Raw genomic sequence first — 17,001 nt, 5'->3', positions numbered from 1 at the left:
CTCAGCGGTAATCGGGCAGTTCGACCCGGGCCACCAGCCCGGCGCCACTGCGATTTTGCAAGGTCAATTCGCCCCCCTGTTCACGCACGCTGGCCCGGGCGGCCGACAAGCCGAGGCCAACGCCACCGGTGTCGCGATTGCGCGACCCCTCCAGCCGGTAGAACGGATCGAACACACGCTCCAGCGCCTCGTCGGGAATGCCCGGCCCCCGGTCACTGACTTCGATGACGATCAGGTGCGCACCGCGACTCAGCGCGATCTGCGGGTCACGCGCATATTTCACGGCATTTTCCAGCAGGTTGACGATCACCCGCTTGGTCGCCAGCGGGCGGCCGTCATGCACCAGGTGCGCAGGGCCGCTGTACTCGACGGCAACCTGCTGGTCGCGGTAGTCGTCGACGAGGGTCTGCAACAGCTCGGCCAAGTCGTAGGCGGTGCGCTGCTCCAGTTGCGTGCCTTCGCGGAAAAACGCCAGGGCCGCGTTGATCATCGTCTGCATCTCGTCGACATCGCGTACCAGCTTGCGTTGATGGTCGGTGTCTTCCATGAATTCGCTGCGCAGGCGCATGCGCGTCAACGGTGCGCGCAGGTCATGGGAGATGGCCGCGAGCAGGTGGGTGCGCTCGCACAGGAAGTGCTGGATCTGCGCCTGCATGGTGTTGAAGGCGATGATCGCCTGGCGAATTTCCTCGGGGCCTTCGACCGCGATGGGCGGCGCCTGCAGGTCGCCACCGAAACGCCGCGCAGCGCTGGCGAAGCGCTGCAGCGGGTTGGCCAACTGGCGGGTGGCCCACCAGGCGACCAGCAGGGTCGCCACCAACCCCAGGCCGATGACCACCGCCAGCCGCGCCGTCACGCTCAGGCCCCAACTGCGCTCCGGCGGCACGAACGACAGCCAGCTGCCATCGGCCAGCGCCACCAGCGCCGCGTAGTGCGCCTCGGCGCTGCCCGCGGGCCAGTCACCCGGGTTGTACACCTCGATGGCGCGCTCAGGCCCCAGCAACTGCGCCATGGCCGGCACTTGCCGCGAATGGAGCTGCGTACCGGGGCCAGGCATACCGAGCTCACCACGCTGAGTGCTCCAGCGCACCTGCAAGGCCGGTGTGCTCGCCGCCTGTGCCAGTTGCAGGCGCAACGATGCCGGCGCGGTCTCGATCACCCGGGTGGTCACGGCAATCTGCTCGAGCAGGCCGGTGCGTTCGATGGGCGGCCGCGCCCAGCTGCCGGCCACTTGGACGAACAAGGCGTTGAGCGCCAGCGAGGCCAGCAGCGCGATAAAGATGGTCAGGGCGATCCGCCGCCTGAGCGTGTCGCGGCCGAGCAGGCGCCAGATCACGAGCGGGTCACCTTGGCGGTGAACAGGTAGCCGCCGTTGCGCACGGTGCGAATCAGGTCCGGGCGTTTGCTGTCCGGCTCGATCTTGCGCCGCAGCCGGCTGACCTGCACGTCGATGCTGCGGTCGAAGGCGTCATGGCCGTGGCCACGGGTCAGGTCGATCAGTTGCTCGCGGGTGAGGATGTGCTGGGGGTGCTCGAGAAACACCACCAGCAGGTCGAATTCCGCGCCGGACAGCGGAATCATCACGTTCTCGGGCGAGCGCAGTTCGCGGCAGGTGATATCCAGGCGCCACCCGGCGAAACCGATCACCGGCCGGGCGACCTCGCCTCGCGGCAGCGGCTCGCCGGCGCGACGCTGCACGGCGCGCAGGCGGGCCAGCAGTTCGCGGGGGTCGAAGGGCTTGGTCAGGTAGTCATCGGCGCCCAGTTCCAGGCCGATGATGCGGTCGCTCAATTCCGCCATGGCGGTGAGCATGATGATCGGCACCCCGACCTGCGCCCGCAGCTTCTGGCACAGGCTCAGGCCGCCCTCGCCCGGCATCATCAGGTCGAGGATGATCGCGTCCGGGCACTGCCGCTCGATCGCCGCCCACATCGACTGGCCCTCGGTGGCCAGGTCCACCTCGTAGCCCTGCTGGACGAAGAACTGCTTCAACAGGGCAAGGATTTCCACGTCGTCATCGACGATCAGCAATCTGCTCACGGTCATACCGGTCCAGGAAAAAGGCGTATCTAAAACCATTGCACGGCGCAGGTCATATATTTCAATCGCGCAACATTTCATCACGCCCGACATGTTCCAGACATCACCTGGCAAAAATAGTCCTACACCCTGCGGGCCTTCAACCTACTCGAGGGCTCATCATGACGATCACCGACACTCGCAACCGCATCGACCGGCACGAGGGCACCGCCCCCCTGGTGCTCAGCGCACGCACCACGAGCCGGGGGCAATCGGGCTCGCTGCTCGTGCAGCAGGTGAGCCTGGACCTTGCGGACGATCAGAGCCGGATCACGTTGCGCCGCTACTTCGAACACTACGGTCCAGAGTCTGGTGAATGGGTCGAGTACTGTCACAGCGTGCCGACCCGGGATCTGGTCAACTGGCTGATGGCCCACGGGCAACTGAGCATCCACGACTCACGCGACGGCGCCCCGCTTCAGGCCAGGCAAGCAACGCCGCAAGAGGGCGCGCGCCCATGAGCCGCCGTCATCTGCTGGCGATGGTGCTGACCAGCACCCTTGGCCTGTCGGCGTGCAGCAGCAAGCCGGCGCCGTCCGGGTTTCTCAGCGACTACAGCCTGCTCACCCGGCAACAGACTCCGTCGGGCGAGACCGTGCTCAGCTGGGTAGACCCAAAATGGCCGCGGGGTCGCTATATCGAGGTTTACCTGCAACCCAGCCAGTACTATCCCGCGCCTTTGCCCAGCGACCGTATTCCCCAGGCCACGCTCAGCGCCATCAGCCACTACTACGACGCGACGCTGCGCAGCGAGCTGGGCAAGGTGATGACCGTGGTCGACAAACCCGGCCCCAACACCTTGGTGGTCAGGCCGGCCATCACCCGCGTCAGCGCCAATACCCAGGGCCTGCGTTTCTACGAATGGTTGCCGGTGACCCTGGTGGCAGCGGGGATCAGCAGCGCCACGGGCGTGCGTGACCGCGACAGTGGCATCGCCACCGAGCTGATCTTCGAGGCGGGTAGCAGCGGCCGGGTCATCGCCGAAGCCATGCTCAGCGGCACCGGCACGCCACTGGAAAACGATGCGCAGGCGATGACCGCCGATAACGTCAAGGCCGTGCTCGATGGCTGGGCGGTCGGTTTGCGCCAGGCCTACGCGGCGAACTACCGATAACCGATCTGCGCTGAAGCAAAGAAATGTAACAGCCTCGTCCAGGCACCTCCGGCATTCACATCTAGTATCAACTCCATGTGATGCCGGGCCCCTCTGACGGTTAGCGCCGCCATGTCGGAATCACTGTTGCCATGCAACGTCGACAATCAAGGAGGGGCTCATGACGGCTCTGCACACATTCCTCACCGATTCATTCCTCGGCACCAGCACCTGGTTGTGGCTGGTGTTCATCGTCATCGTCATCGGCCTGCTGGTGCTCGACCTGGGCGTGCTGCACCGCCAGGAGCGCGAGATCGAGATGCGTGAAAGCCTGCTGCTGTATGCCGGCTATTTCAGCGTCGGCGTGCTGTTCGGCGTGTGGGTCTGGCATGAGCTGGGCGCCCAGGCGGCGCTGGAGTTCTACACCGGTTTCCTGGTCGAGCAGTCACTGTCGATGGACAACGTGTTCGTCATGGCGATGATCTTCGGCTTCTTCGCCATCCCCCGCCGCTACCAGCACCGCGTGCTGTTCTGGGGCATCCTCGGCGTGGTGGTGCTGCGGGCGATCATGATCGGCGTGGGCGCGGCGCTGGTGCAGCACTTTGCCTGGGTGCTGTACCTCTTCGGCGCCTTCCTGCTGTTCACCGGTATCAAGATGGCGCTGACCAAGGACGATGCCCACCCGGACCTGGCCAACAACCCGGTGCTGCGCTTCGTCCGCCGGCACATGCGGGTCACCGAGCAGATCCATGGCCCGCGTTTCTTCGTGCGCCTGACGCCTCCCGGGGCGACCAGGGCGATCCGCTACGCGACGCCGCTGTTCCTGGCCCTGGTGCTGATCGAGCTGGCCGACCTGGTGTTCGCCGTCGACAGCGTGCCGGCGATCTTCGCCATCACCCAGGACCCGTTCATCGTCTACACCTCGAACATCTTCGCCATCCTCGGCCTGCGCTCGCTGTATTTCGCCCTGGCGGCCTTGATGCACCGGTTCATTTACCTCAAGTACGCGCTGGCGATGGTGCTGGTCTTCATCGGTTGCAAGATCTTCTACCACGGGCTGGTGGGCAAGGTGCCGGCGGCCTTGTCGCTGGGGGTGACGTTCGGGTTGCTGCTGGGTGGGGTGTTGTTGTCGCTGCTGCGCACCCGTGACAAGCAGGCGGATGCGGCGGACAGCGATGAGGCCAGGCGGTCGTGAACCGGCAGGACGCCGAACCTGTAGGAGCGGGTTTACCCGCGATGGGCTGCAAAGCAGCCCCAACTCCGACAGCCCCCATGCCTGAACTCAGGGCGCAATCCCCTCGACAATGATCACCCGCGCCTGGGCAACCCCCTGGCGGTGCCGGCAGGCCGCCTGGTACAGCTCGGAGCGATAACACGCCACGGCCTGCTCATACGAATCGAACTCGATCACCACGCTACGCTGGGGCGTCGCCCCGCCTTCCATCGCCTCGCTGCGCCCACCGCGGGCCAGGAAACGCCCGCCAAACGCGGCGAACGCCGCCGGGGCGCGCTGGGTGTACTGCTGGTACTGCTCGGGGTCGGTGACATCCACATGGGCGATCCAGTAGGCCTTCATTCGTCGTGCTCCTGTTGCAGGGTGAACAATGTATTATGGTATACCATAATTTTTAGCCGACCACCGTGAGCGTGCAGCATGCCTTTCAACCGCATCGAAGAACTCCTCGAAGACTACCGCCAAGGCCGGATGGTCCTGCTGGTGGATGACGAGGACCGGGAAAACGAAGGCGACCTGCTGATCGCCGCCGAGCACTGCGACGCCCAGGCCATCAACTTCATGGCCCGCGAGGCGCGGGGCCTGATCTGCCTGACCCTGACCGACGAGCACTGCCAGCGCCTGGGCCTCGAACAGATGGTGCCAAGCAATGGCAGCATGTTCAGCACCGCCTTCACGGTGTCGATCGAGGCCGCCAGCGGCGTCACCACCGGCATTTCCGCCGCCGACCGGGCGCGCACCGTGGCCGCCGCCATGGCGCCCGCTGCCCGCCCCGAGGACCTGGTGCAGCCTGGCCATGTCTTCCCCCTGCGAGCCCGCGAAGGCGGCGTGCTGACCCGCGCCGGCCACACCGAGGCCGGCTGCGACCTGGCACGCCTGGCCGGTTTCAGCCCGGCGTCGGTCATCGTCGAGGTGCTCAACGACGACGGCAGCATGGCCCGGCGCCCGGACCTGGAAGTGTTCGCCGCCCGCCATGGCATCAAGATCGGCACCATCGCCGACCTGATCCACTACCGCCTGAGCACCGAGCAGACCGTCAAGCGCATCGGCGAACGCGAACTGCCCACGGTGCACGGCACCTTCCGCCTGGTCACCTACGAGGACCGCATCGAAGGCGGTGTGCACATGGCCATGGTGATGGGCGATATCCGCCGCGAGCAGCCGACCCTGGTGCGCGTGCATGTGATCGACCCGCTGCGCGACCTGGTCGGGGCCGAGTATGCCGGCCCGGCCAACTGGACGCTGTGGGCGGCGTTGCAGAAAGTGGCCGAGGAAGGTGCCGGGGTGGTGGTGATCCTGGCCAACCATGAGTCTTCGCAAGCCCTGCTTGAACGCGTGCCGCAGCTCACGCAGCCGATGCGCCCCTACCAGCGCGGGCAGTCGAAGGTGTATTCGGAAGTCGGCACCGGCGCGCAGATTCTCCAGGACCTGGGCGTGGGCAAGCTGCGCCACCTCGGGCCACCACTGAAATACGCGGGCCTGGCTGGGTATGAGCTGGAAGTGGTGCAGAGTATTCCGTTCGCGGGCAGTTGATCCCCCTGGCCCTTGGCGACACACCGCCTCGCAGTACAGCGAGAGGGTCAGCCAAAAATCTTCTGCGTGTATCAGATCCAGCGCCGCGCGGGCGGCGCATCGCGGATCCGCGCGGGCGGCGCCGCTCGATGTGCGCACCACCACAAAAAACCGCTCAGCCCCACATGGAGTGCCCTGCAACACAAGCTTGAAAATATTAGGCCAGCCACTTACATCAATCATATGCAACCTCATCGAGCAACTCCCCACAATCCCCCCGAAGTACCATGACCCAGATAGATGCAGGGACAACAGTTACCCATGAACGCGATAAAAACCTACTGCGATGCAGGATAGAAAGAGCCCACCCAGCATCATTACCTCGCCAGCAAACAAGCGCCGCCTGAGGTCTGCTGGAAAATTTCGCAATTCGAGCCTATCGAGCTCGCCGCGCCTGATGTGAATGCTGGACCAAGCGAGAATCCCACTGACCGCCCCCAGCAAAAGCCATCTCGACCAAAAGGTGGTAGTCCCCCAAATGTTTTTCTGAAGTTCAAGCCAGCTGCTACTCCGAAGGGCGGTCATGACCCGATCGAAATCACGGCCCCAGGCAAGATGGGCAATCAAGGCCATTCCTACCAGGAAACTTGCAATAGGCCCTAAAAGAAAGATCATCTGATAACCCACCCACCAATTACGCGGATTAGGAATCATTGAGGCATCCATTCGTATATGACCTCCCCAGTAGTTTTTCCAATCTCGCCACCTGATTGACCACCCTCAAATCCTGCACCTCTGCCAATGGCATACCATGGGAAGCACATCCGATACCACCCTATATAAATGCTCATAGCCTCCCAAACTTTATCAACACACAAGCAACAATCAACCAACCTGCACCTATAAACTCCAGAGAGAACGCCAGCTTCATCCGTCGTCTCAGATAAACAGGGAAGCTTTGATTATCCTCAGGGTCTAGCCACCCCTGTCGCAGTGCCAATTTCGGCCACAGCGCAGCCACTGACATGGCACTCACAACAAGGAGTCTCGACTTCAGCGTTGACACCCCCCATATCTTCACCTCTTCGTACAGACCGCTACTTCGCCGAAAGGAAGTACACATCACTTCGAAGTGACGTTTACTTGCAATGTGCAATAAAATTACGAGCCCTGAAAACAGGATCAGAAACGGGGCCACCAAGAAAGCAATCCTGTAGGCCAGGGCCCACTCTCTGAGATCAATCATTCAATGCCTCATAGATCAGCTTTCCTGTCCTCTCACCTGCCATTTCACCACCTTTACCAAGCGATAATCAGCTGCCACCCACAATGGTTATACCGCAGACTGTTTTACCCCAGAGGCCCAATACAACGCCTGACCCGACGCAATGCATCGGGCCCTTGGCGACACGCAGGGCTCGCTATGAAATACTACATTTCAAAACCGAAAAGCATACATGAATAACAACAACAACACCCCAACAGTAAGGCAGTTTATTGCTAATTTAATGCGAAATCTCAAGTACCTCGGAAACTCTTCAACATCTCTAGGGTCCAGCCATCCTCGACGAATCCCAATTGATGGCCAGGTGAATGCCCAGCTCATTGCCGATATTATTAACGCCCGAGACCGAAGGGAATGTGTTCCCCATACCCTGATTTCTTCCTCCAGCCCTGAACTTCTCCCAAAAGCGCAACACATCACTTGAAAATGGCGGGACCCAGCAATTTGGAACGTTATCAAAATGCCTGTCAACATGAGCAGAAATGGAGTGCCCAGCAACACAAGCTTGAGGATATTAGGCCAGCCGCTTATATCAATCATATACGACCTCATAGAGCAACTCCCCAAACTTATCCCCGAAATACTCACCCGACTTCGCCGCAACCAAAGAAGATCCACCGACCAAGGCTATACCGCAGACTGCTTTACCCCAAGGGCCAAGCCTACATACAGCGTTGGCTGCATACGACCCTGAAGCAGCTCCCGCTCCAGCGCCCACTACCCCCCCAGAGAAGCTCCCCGTTTCAGTAAAGCGAATTTTCCGGCACTCCTCCGTCTCTCCTGCGCGACAAGCTTCCTGCACCTTCAAATACGACGCAGCTGCTCCCAACCCTATCGCCACATACCCACCGTACTTCAAATACCGTGCTGTCTTCGCCACTTCATCCAGATGCGTGGCATACCCCGGTATCTGTCCCGCTCCACCGGCCTTTTTCCAGTGGTGCACCAAGCTTTTGGGCGATATCCCCAGGTCACGGCGCAGGGTGTCGTAGGTGCCCAGGTTCAAGCGTTTATGCAAGAACGAAGTGCTCAACTGCGCACTGAGCTGTTGATACAGCGCCTGGCGCGATGCGAAGAACTCCGGGCTTCTGAGGTGACCCTGCAAGGCGAACTGACGTTGATGCAGCGCTTCGATGCCTTTGAGAGTGTTCTTGACCTGCCCCAGACCTTTTTCAAGCATGTCTTTGCCCACCCCCATCGAAGTACTCGCACCACTCAGCACACCCGCGATTTCACCGATGTGCTCCATCATGAAATTGGCTTCTTCCTCATCGAGCATCGCCAGCGCCTGACGCGCACGCTCGGCGGCGCGCATCAGCTCCGCTTCTTCGCGGGTGCAGGCGGTGGTGTTCCAGGGGTCGCCAATGATGAACATTTCTCCGGCCTTGAACCCCTCGTCGAAGGTCGGGTTCAAGCGCCTCAGTCGATTGATCGGCAACGTGGACTGGTCCGTGCTCAGATTCAGCAGCACCCGTTCACCGGACATGCTGCGCGGCACGATGTAGAAGCCGGGTTCGAGCGCAGCCTGTGAAAGCGAGACGCCACCCGGCGTGGACATCGCGGAAAATGCCTGGACGTTTTCGGTAGCGGGTGCCGGCCGGGCAACAGGGGTTGCAACACCAGATGTACGGTTGTGCAAAGCGTTGTCGTGCAACGGTGCCACCACCCTGTTGCTACCACTGGGACAGCCACAGGTCACCTGCGCGCCATCCATCACCACTGCCTGGCCGTCGGAAGTGAACCAAGGGACGCCCTCGACGACTACGCCTGCTTTGCCACACCGCGGGCATCGTGTGGTCACGTCCCCAACCCGGAGGACCTTGCGCCCTTCATAGATGTAACTACTACCACTGGCGATGCAGACTGCCCCCGTCGTGGTGACATCGCCATCGACCGCCTGGCCTTTACCATCAATATTGGCGCGATTCATGTGCAGGTTCCTTTTGCCTGGGGAAGCTCGGGAACCTAGCAGGTGAATTTGCGTGCGTTGGCTGGGTGGTAGCGGAAGAGACGCTTCCTACATCAAGAGAGGAAGTTTCTGCGATCGAGTTGCGGGGCAGGTTAGTAGATGTGACAGGCCCTTTGGCGCAAGGCAGTTGTTCGAGTGGCGACGGCCACGTGCCTGGCGGTGGCCTTGCAGTGCTCTTGAGATCGAGCGCCGCACGCGCGGCGCATCGCGGATGAATCCGCTCCTACACATCGGTTGCAACGTGACGCGATCCATCGATTGGCGCTACCGCCCTGTAGGAGCGGATTCATCCGCGATGCGCCTCGCTCGCTCCCAGTGGCCGCTGGCGCGTTCGCCGGCAAGCCAGCTCCTACAAGGGGTCGCCGCTATCCGTGGGCAATCCGCTGATGGCCGGTCGCGTCGGATGCTTGCGAAAAGTTTGGAATACCATAATATGATATCCCGTAGACCTTAGAAGCTGCCGGCCACACCTACACTTCAGAAACGGCCACGCATCACCTGTTTTCAGCTGCTCCCCGAACACATTTGGCGGGCGACAGAAGCCCGCCTCGAATAACAAAAGCAACGAGGGCGTAACCATGCTGTTGAACAAACGAGTAACCGCAGTGCTGGCTGCCAGCCTGCTGACCCTGGCCTGCCAGGCCACCCAGGCGGCCGACAGCCTGAACTTCGTCAGCTGGGGCGGCAGCACCCAGGACGCGCAGAAGCAGGCATGGGCCGAGCCCTTCGCCAAGGTCAGCAACATCAAGGTCGTGCAGGATGGCCCCACCGACTACGGCAAGCTCAAGGCCATGGTCGAGAGCGGCAACGTGCAATGGGATGTGGTCGACGTGGAAGCCGACTTCGCCCTGCGCGCCGCCAGCGAAGGTCTGCTCGAACCCCTCGACTTCAGCGCCATCCAGCGCGAACGCATCGACCCGCGTTTCGTCTCCGACCACGGTGTCGGCTCGTTCTTCTTCTCCTTCGTGCTGGGTTACAACGAAGGCAAGCTCGGTACGAACAAGCCGGTGGACTGGACCGCGCTGTTCGACACCAAGACCTACCCCGGCAAGCGCGCCCTGTACAAATGGCCAAGCCCCGGCGTGCTCGAGCTGGCCCTGCTGGCCGACGGCGTGCCGGCCGACAAGCTCTACCCGCTGGACCTGGACCGCGCCTTCAAGAAACTCGACACCATCAAGCAGGACATCGTCTGGTGGGGCGGCGGCGCCCAGTCGCAACAGTTGCTGGCCTCGGGCGAAGCGTCGCTGGGGCAGTTCTGGAATGGCCGCGTGCATGCCTTGCAACAGGACGGCGCGCCGGTGGGGGTGAGCTGGAAGCAGAACCTGGTCATGGCCGATTTCCTGGTCATCCCCAAGGGCGCGAAGAACAAGGACGCGGCCATGAAGTTCCTGGCCAACGCCAGCAGCGCCAAGGGCCAGGCCGACTTCGCCAACCTTACCGCCTACGCCCCGGTCAACCTCGACAGCGTCAGCCAGCTGGACCCGAAACTGGCCCCCGACCTGCCCACCGCCCATGCCCCGGACCAGGTAACCCTGGACTTCGCCTACTGGGCGAAGAACGGCCAGGCCATCGCCGCCCGCTGGAATGAGTGGCTGGTCAAATGAAAGTCGCCATCAACGCCCTGCACAACGCGCAAGGTGCCCCCAGCGGCACCGGCGCGCCCACGGCGGCCCCGCGCCGCCAGCCCCTGGGCCAGCGCTGGCGCGGCAGCCGCAACCTGCTGCCGGCGCTGCTGTTCCTGGGGTTGTTCTTCTTCGCGCCGCTGATCGGCCTGCTGCTGCGCGGGGTGCTGGAGCCCGTGCCGGGCCTGGGCAACTACGAACAGCTGTTCGCCAACTCGGCCTATGCCCGGGTGCTGTTCAACACCTTCTCGGTGGCTGGCCTGGTCACCCTGATCAGTGTGCTGCTGGGTTTCCCGCTGGCCTGGGCGATCACCCTGGTACCGCGAGGCTGGGGCCGCTGGCTGCTGAACATCGTGCTGCTGTCGATGTGGACCAGCCTGCTGGCGCGCACCTATTCCTGGCTGGTGCTGCTGCAGGCGTCGGGGGTGATCAACAAGGCGCTGATGGCGCTGGGCATCGTCGATGCACCACTGGAGATGGTGCACAACCTCACCGGCGTGGTGATCGGCATGAGCTACATCATGGTGCCGTTCATCGTCCTGCCGCTGCAGGCGACCATGCAGGCCATCGACCCGATGGTGCTGCAGGCTGGCGCCATCTGCGGCGCCAGCCCCTGGAGCAACTTCTGGAAGGTGTTCATCCCGCTGTGCCGCTCGGGGTTGTTCTCCGGGGCACTGATGGTGTTCGTCATGTCGCTGGGTTACTACGTGACCCCGGCGCTGCTGGGCGGTGCGCAGAACATGATGCTGCCGGAGTTCATCGTCCAGCAGGTGCAGTCGTTCCTCAACTGGGGCCTGGCCAGCGCCGCCGCCGCGTTGCTGGTGCTGATCACCCTGGTGCTCTTCTACTTCTACCTGAAGCTGCAGCCGGAATCCCCGGTCGGCAACGCGAGGTAAGCCGCCATGCTCCTGACCCCCAACGCCATGGGCCGCCCGCTGCGCACCGGCCTGTACCTGACCACCGGGCTGATCGCGGCGTTCCTGTTGCTGCCGATCCTGTTCATCGTCCTGCTGTCGTTCGGCTCCTCGCAGTGGCTGGTGTTCCCGCCGCCGGGCTGGACGCTCAAGTGGTACGGCCAGTTCTTCTCCAACCCTGAGTGGATGGACGCCGCCCTGGCCAGCCTCAAGGTCGCCGTGCTGACCACCTTCGCCGCCGTGGCCCTGGGCCTGCCCAGCGCCTTCGCCCTGGTGCGCGGGCGCTTCCCCGGCCGCGAGCTGCTGTACGGGCTGTTCACCCTGCCGATGATCGTGCCGCTGGTGATCATCGCCGTGGCGGTGTACGCGCTGTTCCTCAAGCTGGGCTACACCGGCACGCTGGTCGCCTTCGTGGTCAGCCACGTGATCGTCGCCCTGCCCTTCACCATCATCTCGATCATCAACTCGCTCAAGCTGTTCGACCAGTCGATCGAGGACGCCGCGGTGATCTGCGGCGCCTCGCGCCTGCAGGCGATCGTCAAGGTGACCTTCCCGGCCATCCGCCCGGGAATGATCGCCGGCGGCCTGTTCGCCTTCCTGGCGTCCTGGGACGAGGTGGTGCTCAGCGTGATGATGGCCAGCCCCGAACTGCAAACCCTGCCCGTGAAGATGTGGACCACCCTGCGCCAGGACCTGACCCCGGTCATCGCCGTCGCCTCGACGCTGCTGATCGGCCTGTCGGTACTGATCATGGTCATCGCCGCCGCCCTGCGCCGGCGCAACGAAGTCAGCGCCTGAGCGCCCGGAGACAACAACGATGAGTGCAGTGATGAAAGACGATGCGCGCGGCAAACCCCTGGTCAGCCTGCGCAACCTGAACAAGCACTACGGCGACTTCGCCGCGGTGGACAACATCGACCTGGACATCCAGGACGGCGAGTTCCTCACCTTCCTCGGCTCCAGCGGCTCGGGCAAGTCCACCACCCTGTCGATGCTGGCCGGGTTCGAGACCCCGAGCAGCGGCGAGATCCTGGTCCAGGGCCAGTCGCTGGTGAACGTGCCGCCGCACAAGCGCGGCATCGGCATGGTGTTCCAGCGCTACTCGCTGTTCCCGCACCTGAACGTGCGCGACAACATCGCCTTCCCCCTGGCCATCCGCAAGCACAGTGCCAGCGAGATCGCCAAGCGCGTCGACGCCATGCTCAAGCTGGTGCAGCTGGAGCCGTTCGCCCACCGCCGCCCGGCGCAGCTTTCCGGTGGCCAGCAGCAGCGCGTGGCGATTGCCCGGGCGCTGGTGTACGAGCCGCGCATCCTGCTGATGGACGAACCGCTCGGGGCGCTGGACAAGAAGCTGCGCGAGGACCTGCAGGACGAGCTGCGCCAGCTGCATCGGCGCCTGGGGATCACCATCGTCTACGTGACCCACGACCAGGAAGAGGCGATGCGCCTGTCGCAGCGCATCGCCATCTTCAGCCATGGGCGGATCGTCGGGCTGGGCACGGGCTACGAGCTCTACCAGAACCCGCCCAATGCCTTCGTCGCCTCGTTCCTGGGCAACTCCAACTTCCTGCGGATCAAGGCCAGCGGCAATGGCGCGGGCAGTTTCGAGGGCCAACCGGTGGCGATCCGCCTGACACCGGGGCTGGCCAGCGGGGAGGACGCGCAGGTCATGGTGCGGCCAGAGAAAGCCGTGGCCCTGACGCTTGAACAAGCGGCACGCGAAGCGCTGCCCGGAGGGTGGAACGAGGTGGATGCCCGTGTCGGCGAAGTGCTGTTCCTGGGGGAAAGCCAGACGTGCCATGTAGTGACCCAGGGTGGGACGGAGCTGACGGTCAAGGCGCTGTCCGCCGCCGGCATGCCCATGCAACCGGGCGACAGGGTCAAGGTTCGCTGGGCGGTGGCGGATGCTTGTATCTACACCGAGGTGTAGTTGAGACAACGCTGGGGGAGCAATTGGGACTCACGGCTTTCCCTGTAGGAGCGGCCTTGTGCCGCGAAAGGGTTGCGCAGCAGCCCCGGGATTTCAGCAGTGTGCAGAAAATGCCGGGGCCGCTATGCGGCCCTTTCGCGGCACAAGGCCGCTCCTACAGGGATCTACGCAGGCCCATCCGGGCCTCAATCCCGCGCCAAGGCCTCGATCGGGTCCAGCCGCGCGGCATTCCTCGCCGGCACGAACCCGAACACGATGCCGATCAGCGTCGAACAGACGAACGCCGTCACGATCGACCCCAGCGAGAACACCATCTCCCACTGCTTGACGAACAACGCGAACAGGTAGCCGATCCCGTACGACAGCCCGATCCCGATCACCCCGCCAATCAGGCAGACCATCACCGCCTCCACCAGGAACTGCTGGCGGATATCCGACTGCCGCGCCCCCACCGCCATGCGGATGCCGATCTCGCGGGTGCGTTCAGTGACCGACACCAGCATGATGTTCATCACCCCGATGCCCCCCACCACCAACGAGATCACCGCGATCAGCGACAACAGCAGGGTCAGCGAGCGGCTGGTCTTCTGCACCGTCTGCATGATGCTGTCGAGGTTGTTGGTGAAGAAGTCCTTGGTGCCATGGCGCTGCAGCATCAGTTTGTTGACTTCCTCCTCCACCCGCTTGCTTGGCAGGCCGTCCTTGATCCGCACGCTGATGCTGTCCAGGTGACGTTGCCCAAGCACCCGCCCGGCGGCGGTCTCGTAGGGCATCCACACGTTCAGCGAGTTGCCGGTGACGAACAGGTTCTTGTTCTCGGCGGTCACGCCGATCACCGTGCATGGCAGGCTGCCGACCAGGATCACCTGCCCCAGTGCCTCGACCCCGGGCGCGAACAGGCGCTTGCGGGTGTTGTGGTCGATCACCACCACCTGGGCCTGGCGCCGGGCGTCATCGGCGCTGAACACGATGCCCTCGGCCAGGGGGATGTTGCGTACCTGGAAGTACTGCTCGCTGACCCCGTTGAGCTGCACGTCGGCGTCGATGTTGCGGTAGCGTACCAGCGAACCCTGGCCGATCACCGGGGTGGCGCTGTCGACGTAGTACAGCGCGTTGAGCGCGGTGACGTCGGCCGGTGACAGCGTCTCGATGGCCTTGGCGCGGCTGTCGCCAAAACTTTTGCCCGAGTAGATGTCGATGGTGTTGCTGCCGATCGCCTGGATATCCTTGAGCACATAGCCCTTGGCGCCCTCGCCGATCGCCGAGATCGACACCACCGAGGTGATGCCGATGATGATCCCGAGCATGGTCAGCAAGGTGCGCATGCGGTGCGAAATCAAGGCGATCCAGGCCATCTTGAAAGCCTCGCGGAACAACCCGAGGCTTGCCACCAGCCGCCGTGGCGCCCGTTCGGCGGCCGGCTGCACCTCATCAACCGGCTTCGCCGCTTCGCGCACCGTGCGTCGGTCGCCGACGATCTGCCCGTCGCTGACCTCGATGACCCGTTCGGCGTGGGCGGCCACCTTGGGGTCGTGGGTCACCAGGATCACCGTGTGCCCGGCGGCGTGCAGCTCCAGCAGGATGTTCATCACCTCCTTGCCGCTGGCGGTGTCCAGCGCCCCGGTAGGCTCGTCGGCGAGGATGACTTCGCCACCGTTCATCAGCGCACGGCAGATGCTCACCCGTTGCTGCTGGCCACCGGACAACTGGCTGGGGCGGTTCGCCAGGTGCCCGGCCAGGCCCAGGCGCGTCAGCAGTTCGCGGGCTCGTTGGTGGCGCCCGGCCTGAGGCACGCCGGCGTAGACCGCAGGGATCTCCACGTTGCGCAGGGCGTCCAGGTGCGGCAACAGGTGGTAGCGCTGGAAGATGAAACCGAAGTGGTCACGCCGCAGCGCGGCCAGGGCGTCGTCGTCCAGGTCGCGGGTTTCCTGGCCATTGACCTGGTAGCTGCCGCTGCTGGCGTGGTCCAGGCAACCGAGGATGTTCATCAAGGTCGACTTGCCCGAGCCCGACGCGCCGATGATCGCCACCAGCTCGCCGGCACGGATCTGCAGGTCGATGTCCTTGAGCGCGAGGAATTCACGGTCACCGGCCATGAAGCGCCGGCTCACGCCCGTCAGGCGCAACAGCGGCTGGCCCTGCTGCGCCGCCCGCGTTCGTTGCGGCGACAATTCGACAGTCATGTTCATGGTCACGCCCCCGCCTCGCCCGCCACCGGCTCGCCGATCACCACCCGGTCGCCCTCGTCCAGGCCTGCCTTGACCTGCACCTTGACGTTGTTGTTGATCCCCGCCTGCACCTTGCGCACCTGGGCGAAGCCCTTGGCGTCGAGCACCCGCACCGCGAAGCTGCCATCCTTGTCGCGCGGGCCGAGCGCCGCCACCGGCACGGTCAGCACCCCTTGCGCGGTGTCGAGGACGATACGCACCTGGGCGGTCATCGAGATGCGCAGGCGGTGCTCGGGGTTGGGCACCTCGAACAGCGCGTTGTAGAACACCGCGCTGGCCTTGCGGGACGCGCCGCTGCTCTTGTCGGTGCTTTCCAGGTAGTTCTGCGGCGCAGGCTCGGTGCCGCGCAGCTTGGCGTAGTAACGCTGGTCGTCACCGAGGATGGTGAAGTACACCTGCTGCCCCGGGCTGATATGGATCACGTCGGCCTCGGACACCTGCGCCTTGATGGTCATGGTGTCCAGGTCGGCGAGCTTGAGCAGCACCGGCGCCATCTGGTTGGCGATCACCGTCTGCCCTTCCTGGGTGACGACCCCCACCACATGGCCGTTGATCGGTGCGACGATGCGGCTGTAGCCCAGGTTGACCTTGGCCGTGTCGACCTGCACCTGGGCGCTCTTGATCTGCGCGTCCAGCGAAAGCAGGTTGGCCTGCTGCACCTCGTACTCGGACTCGGCGTTTTCGAAATCCTGGCGCGAGATCGACTCGTCCTCCTGCAGCACTTCATAGCGCTCGTAGACCCGCTTGGCCTGCTTGAGCTTGGCCTGGGTCGAGCGGCGTTCGGCCTGCAGCTTTTCCGCGTCGACCTCAGCCTGGCGCAGGGTGTTGCGCAGCACCAGCGGGTCGATTTCGGCCAGCCATTGGCCCTCGGTGACCTTGTCGCCCAGCTTGACCTTCAGCGACTTGAGCTGCCCGGAGACCTGGGCGCCGACATCCACCTGGCGGATACCCTCCAGGGTGCCGGTGGCCAATACCGCGTTCTCGATGTCGCCACGTTCGACCGTGGCGATGATGTACTGCGGCGGCTTGGCCGGTGCCTGCACCGCGTACAGCACGATACCGGCGACCAGGGCGGCCGCGGCGCCCAGCGTGATCTTGCGAAACTTCGACTTTTCCATGAGTGCCCACTACTGAT

General features: G+C 63.8%; 15 protein-coding genes. 8 read left to right on the top strand and 7 right to left on the bottom strand.

The window, feature by feature from the left end; genetic code table 11:
- Position 1 precedes the first annotated feature (1 nt).
- Entirely contained in the window at positions 2-1,336 is a 1,335-nt protein-coding gene (locus P5705_RS23145; RefSeq protein ID WP_277463200.1) for an ATP-binding protein, read from the bottom strand.
- Positions 1,333-2,046 (bottom strand): response regulator, encoded by a 714-nt coding sequence (locus P5705_RS23140; protein ID WP_277463199.1) that lies wholly within the window; start codon positions 2,044-2,046, stop codon positions 1,333-1,335. The genes P5705_RS23145 and P5705_RS23140 overlap by 4 nt, the downstream gene beginning before the upstream one ends.
- Positions 2,047-2,201: 155 nt before the next feature.
- On the opposite strand from P5705_RS23140, the gene P5705_RS23135 reads away from it, so the two are divergent.
- From P5705_RS23135 to P5705_RS23125, 3 genes are all read left to right on the top strand, one after another.
- Positions 2,202-2,540 carry a hypothetical protein gene (locus tag P5705_RS23135; protein ID WP_277463198.1) on the top strand — a complete coding sequence of 113 codons (339 nt, stop codon included), beginning with the start codon at positions 2,202-2,204 and terminating at the stop codon, positions 2,538-2,540.
- A complete protein-coding gene (locus P5705_RS23130) occupies positions 2,537-3,193 on the top strand; it encodes a DUF3313 domain-containing protein (RefSeq protein WP_277463197.1) in 657 nt (218 codons plus the stop codon). Before P5705_RS23135 ends, P5705_RS23130 begins: the two co-directional genes overlap by 4 nt.
- Positions 3,194-3,353: 160 nt before the next feature.
- On the top strand, positions 3,354-4,367 hold the full coding sequence (locus tag P5705_RS23125) for a TerC family protein (protein WP_277463196.1): 1,014 nt from the start codon (positions 3,354-3,356) through the stop codon (positions 4,365-4,367).
- 87 nt (positions 4,368-4,454) lie between these two features.
- Here the strand turns inward: P5705_RS23125 and P5705_RS23120 are convergent, their stop codons facing one another.
- Positions 4,455-4,748 carry a DUF1330 domain-containing protein gene (locus P5705_RS23120; RefSeq protein WP_277463195.1) on the bottom strand — a complete coding sequence of 98 codons (294 nt, stop codon included), beginning with the start codon at positions 4,746-4,748 and terminating at the stop codon, positions 4,455-4,457.
- Positions 4,749-4,826: 78 nt separating this feature from the next.
- On the opposite strand from P5705_RS23120, the gene ribBA reads away from it, so the two are divergent.
- Positions 4,827-5,939 (top strand): bifunctional 3,4-dihydroxy-2-butanone-4-phosphate synthase/GTP cyclohydrolase II, encoded by a 1,113-nt coding sequence (gene ribBA / locus P5705_RS23115; protein ID WP_277463193.1) that lies wholly within the window; start codon positions 4,827-4,829, stop codon positions 5,937-5,939.
- 294 nt (positions 5,940-6,233) lie between these two features.
- On the opposite strand, the gene P5705_RS23110 is transcribed toward ribBA, so the two are convergent.
- The gene (locus P5705_RS23110; protein WP_277463192.1) at positions 6,234-6,632 is read right to left on the bottom strand and encodes a hypothetical protein; all 399 of its coding nucleotides are present in this window, start codon (positions 6,630-6,632) and stop codon (positions 6,234-6,236) included.
- 1,103 nt (positions 6,633-7,735) lie between these two features.
- Positions 7,736-9,133, bottom strand: coding sequence for a PAAR domain-containing protein (locus P5705_RS23105; RefSeq protein ID WP_277463191.1), 1,398 nt, complete (start codon positions 9,131-9,133; stop codon positions 7,736-7,738).
- 617 nt (positions 9,134-9,750) lie between these two features.
- Here P5705_RS23105 and P5705_RS23100 point away from each other — a divergent pair.
- From P5705_RS23100 to P5705_RS23085, 4 genes are read left to right on the top strand one after another with little or no spacing between them, the layout of a single operon-like run.
- On the top strand, positions 9,751-10,776 hold the full coding sequence (locus tag P5705_RS23100) for an ABC transporter substrate-binding protein (RefSeq protein WP_277463190.1): 1,026 nt from the start codon (positions 9,751-9,753) through the stop codon (positions 10,774-10,776).
- Positions 10,773-11,690, top strand: a complete 918-nt coding sequence (locus tag P5705_RS23095) for an ABC transporter permease (RefSeq protein WP_277463188.1) — start codon at positions 10,773-10,775, stop codon at positions 11,688-11,690. The genes P5705_RS23100 and P5705_RS23095 overlap by 4 nt, the downstream gene beginning before the upstream one ends.
- 6 nt (positions 11,691-11,696) lie before the next feature.
- Positions 11,697-12,506 (top strand): ABC transporter permease, encoded by an 810-nt coding sequence (locus tag P5705_RS23090; RefSeq protein WP_277463187.1) that lies wholly within the window; start codon positions 11,697-11,699, stop codon positions 12,504-12,506.
- Positions 12,507-12,525: 19 nt separating this feature from the next.
- Positions 12,526-13,638 (top strand): ABC transporter ATP-binding protein, encoded by a 1,113-nt coding sequence (locus P5705_RS23085; RefSeq protein WP_277463186.1) that lies wholly within the window; start codon positions 12,526-12,528, stop codon positions 13,636-13,638.
- 185 nt (positions 13,639-13,823) lie between these two features.
- On the opposite strand, the gene P5705_RS23080 is transcribed toward P5705_RS23085, so the two are convergent.
- Together P5705_RS23080 and macA are read right to left on the bottom strand one after the other, a co-directional pair.
- Entirely contained in the window at positions 13,824-15,827 is a 2,004-nt protein-coding gene (locus P5705_RS23080; protein WP_277463184.1) for a MacB family efflux pump subunit, read from the bottom strand.
- Between the two features lie 2 nt (positions 15,828-15,829).
- Positions 15,830-16,984: a macrolide transporter subunit MacA gene (gene macA, locus P5705_RS23075; protein ID WP_277463183.1), complete on the bottom strand. Its 1,155-nt coding sequence runs from the start codon at positions 16,982-16,984 to the stop codon at positions 15,830-15,832.
- Positions 16,985-17,001: the final 17 nt, after the last annotated feature.

This window comes from Pseudomonas entomophila, from assembly GCF_029478665.1.
Lineage (GTDB): Bacteria > Pseudomonadota > Gammaproteobacteria > Pseudomonadales > Pseudomonadaceae > Aquipseudomonas > Aquipseudomonas entomophila_F.
This window is presented reverse-complemented; position numbering and strand designations above follow the sequence as displayed.

Bases quoted from the DNA above. Each gene is read 5' to 3' on its own strand.
- ribBA (WP_277463193.1), top strand. From the start codon at position 4,827: ATGCCTTTCAACCGCATCGAAGAACTCCTCGAAGACTACCGCCAAGGC.
- P5705_RS23135 (WP_277463198.1), top strand. From the start codon at position 2,202: ATGACGATCACCGACACTCGCAACCGCATCGACCGGCACGAGGGCACC.
- P5705_RS23085 (WP_277463186.1), top strand. From the start codon at position 12,526: ATGAGTGCAGTGATGAAAGACGATGCGCGCGGCAAACCCCTGGTCAGC.
- P5705_RS23120 (WP_277463195.1), bottom strand. From the start codon at position 4,748: ATGAAGGCCTACTGGATCGCCCATGTGGATGTCACCGACCCCGAGCAG.
- P5705_RS23090 (WP_277463187.1), top strand. From the start codon at position 11,697: ATGCTCCTGACCCCCAACGCCATGGGCCGCCCGCTGCGCACCGGCCTG.
- P5705_RS23130 (WP_277463197.1), top strand. From the start codon at position 2,537: ATGAGCCGCCGTCATCTGCTGGCGATGGTGCTGACCAGCACCCTTGGC.
- P5705_RS23110 (WP_277463192.1), bottom strand. From the start codon at position 6,632: ATGATTCCTAATCCGCGTAATTGGTGGGTGGGTTATCAGATGATCTTT.
- P5705_RS23105 (WP_277463191.1), bottom strand. From the start codon at position 9,133: ATGAATCGCGCCAATATTGATGGTAAAGGCCAGGCGGTCGATGGCGAT.
- P5705_RS23100 (WP_277463190.1), top strand. From the start codon at position 9,751: ATGCTGTTGAACAAACGAGTAACCGCAGTGCTGGCTGCCAGCCTGCTG.
- P5705_RS23080 (WP_277463184.1), bottom strand. From the start codon at position 15,827: ATGAACATGACTGTCGAATTGTCGCCGCAACGAACGCGGGCGGCGCAG.
- P5705_RS23125 (WP_277463196.1), top strand. From the start codon at position 3,354: ATGACGGCTCTGCACACATTCCTCACCGATTCATTCCTCGGCACCAGC.
- P5705_RS23095 (WP_277463188.1), top strand. From the start codon at position 10,773: ATGAAAGTCGCCATCAACGCCCTGCACAACGCGCAAGGTGCCCCCAGC.
- macA (WP_277463183.1), bottom strand. From the start codon at position 16,984: ATGGAAAAGTCGAAGTTTCGCAAGATCACGCTGGGCGCCGCGGCCGCC.
- P5705_RS23140 (WP_277463199.1), bottom strand. From the start codon at position 2,046: ATGACCGTGAGCAGATTGCTGATCGTCGATGACGACGTGGAAATCCTT.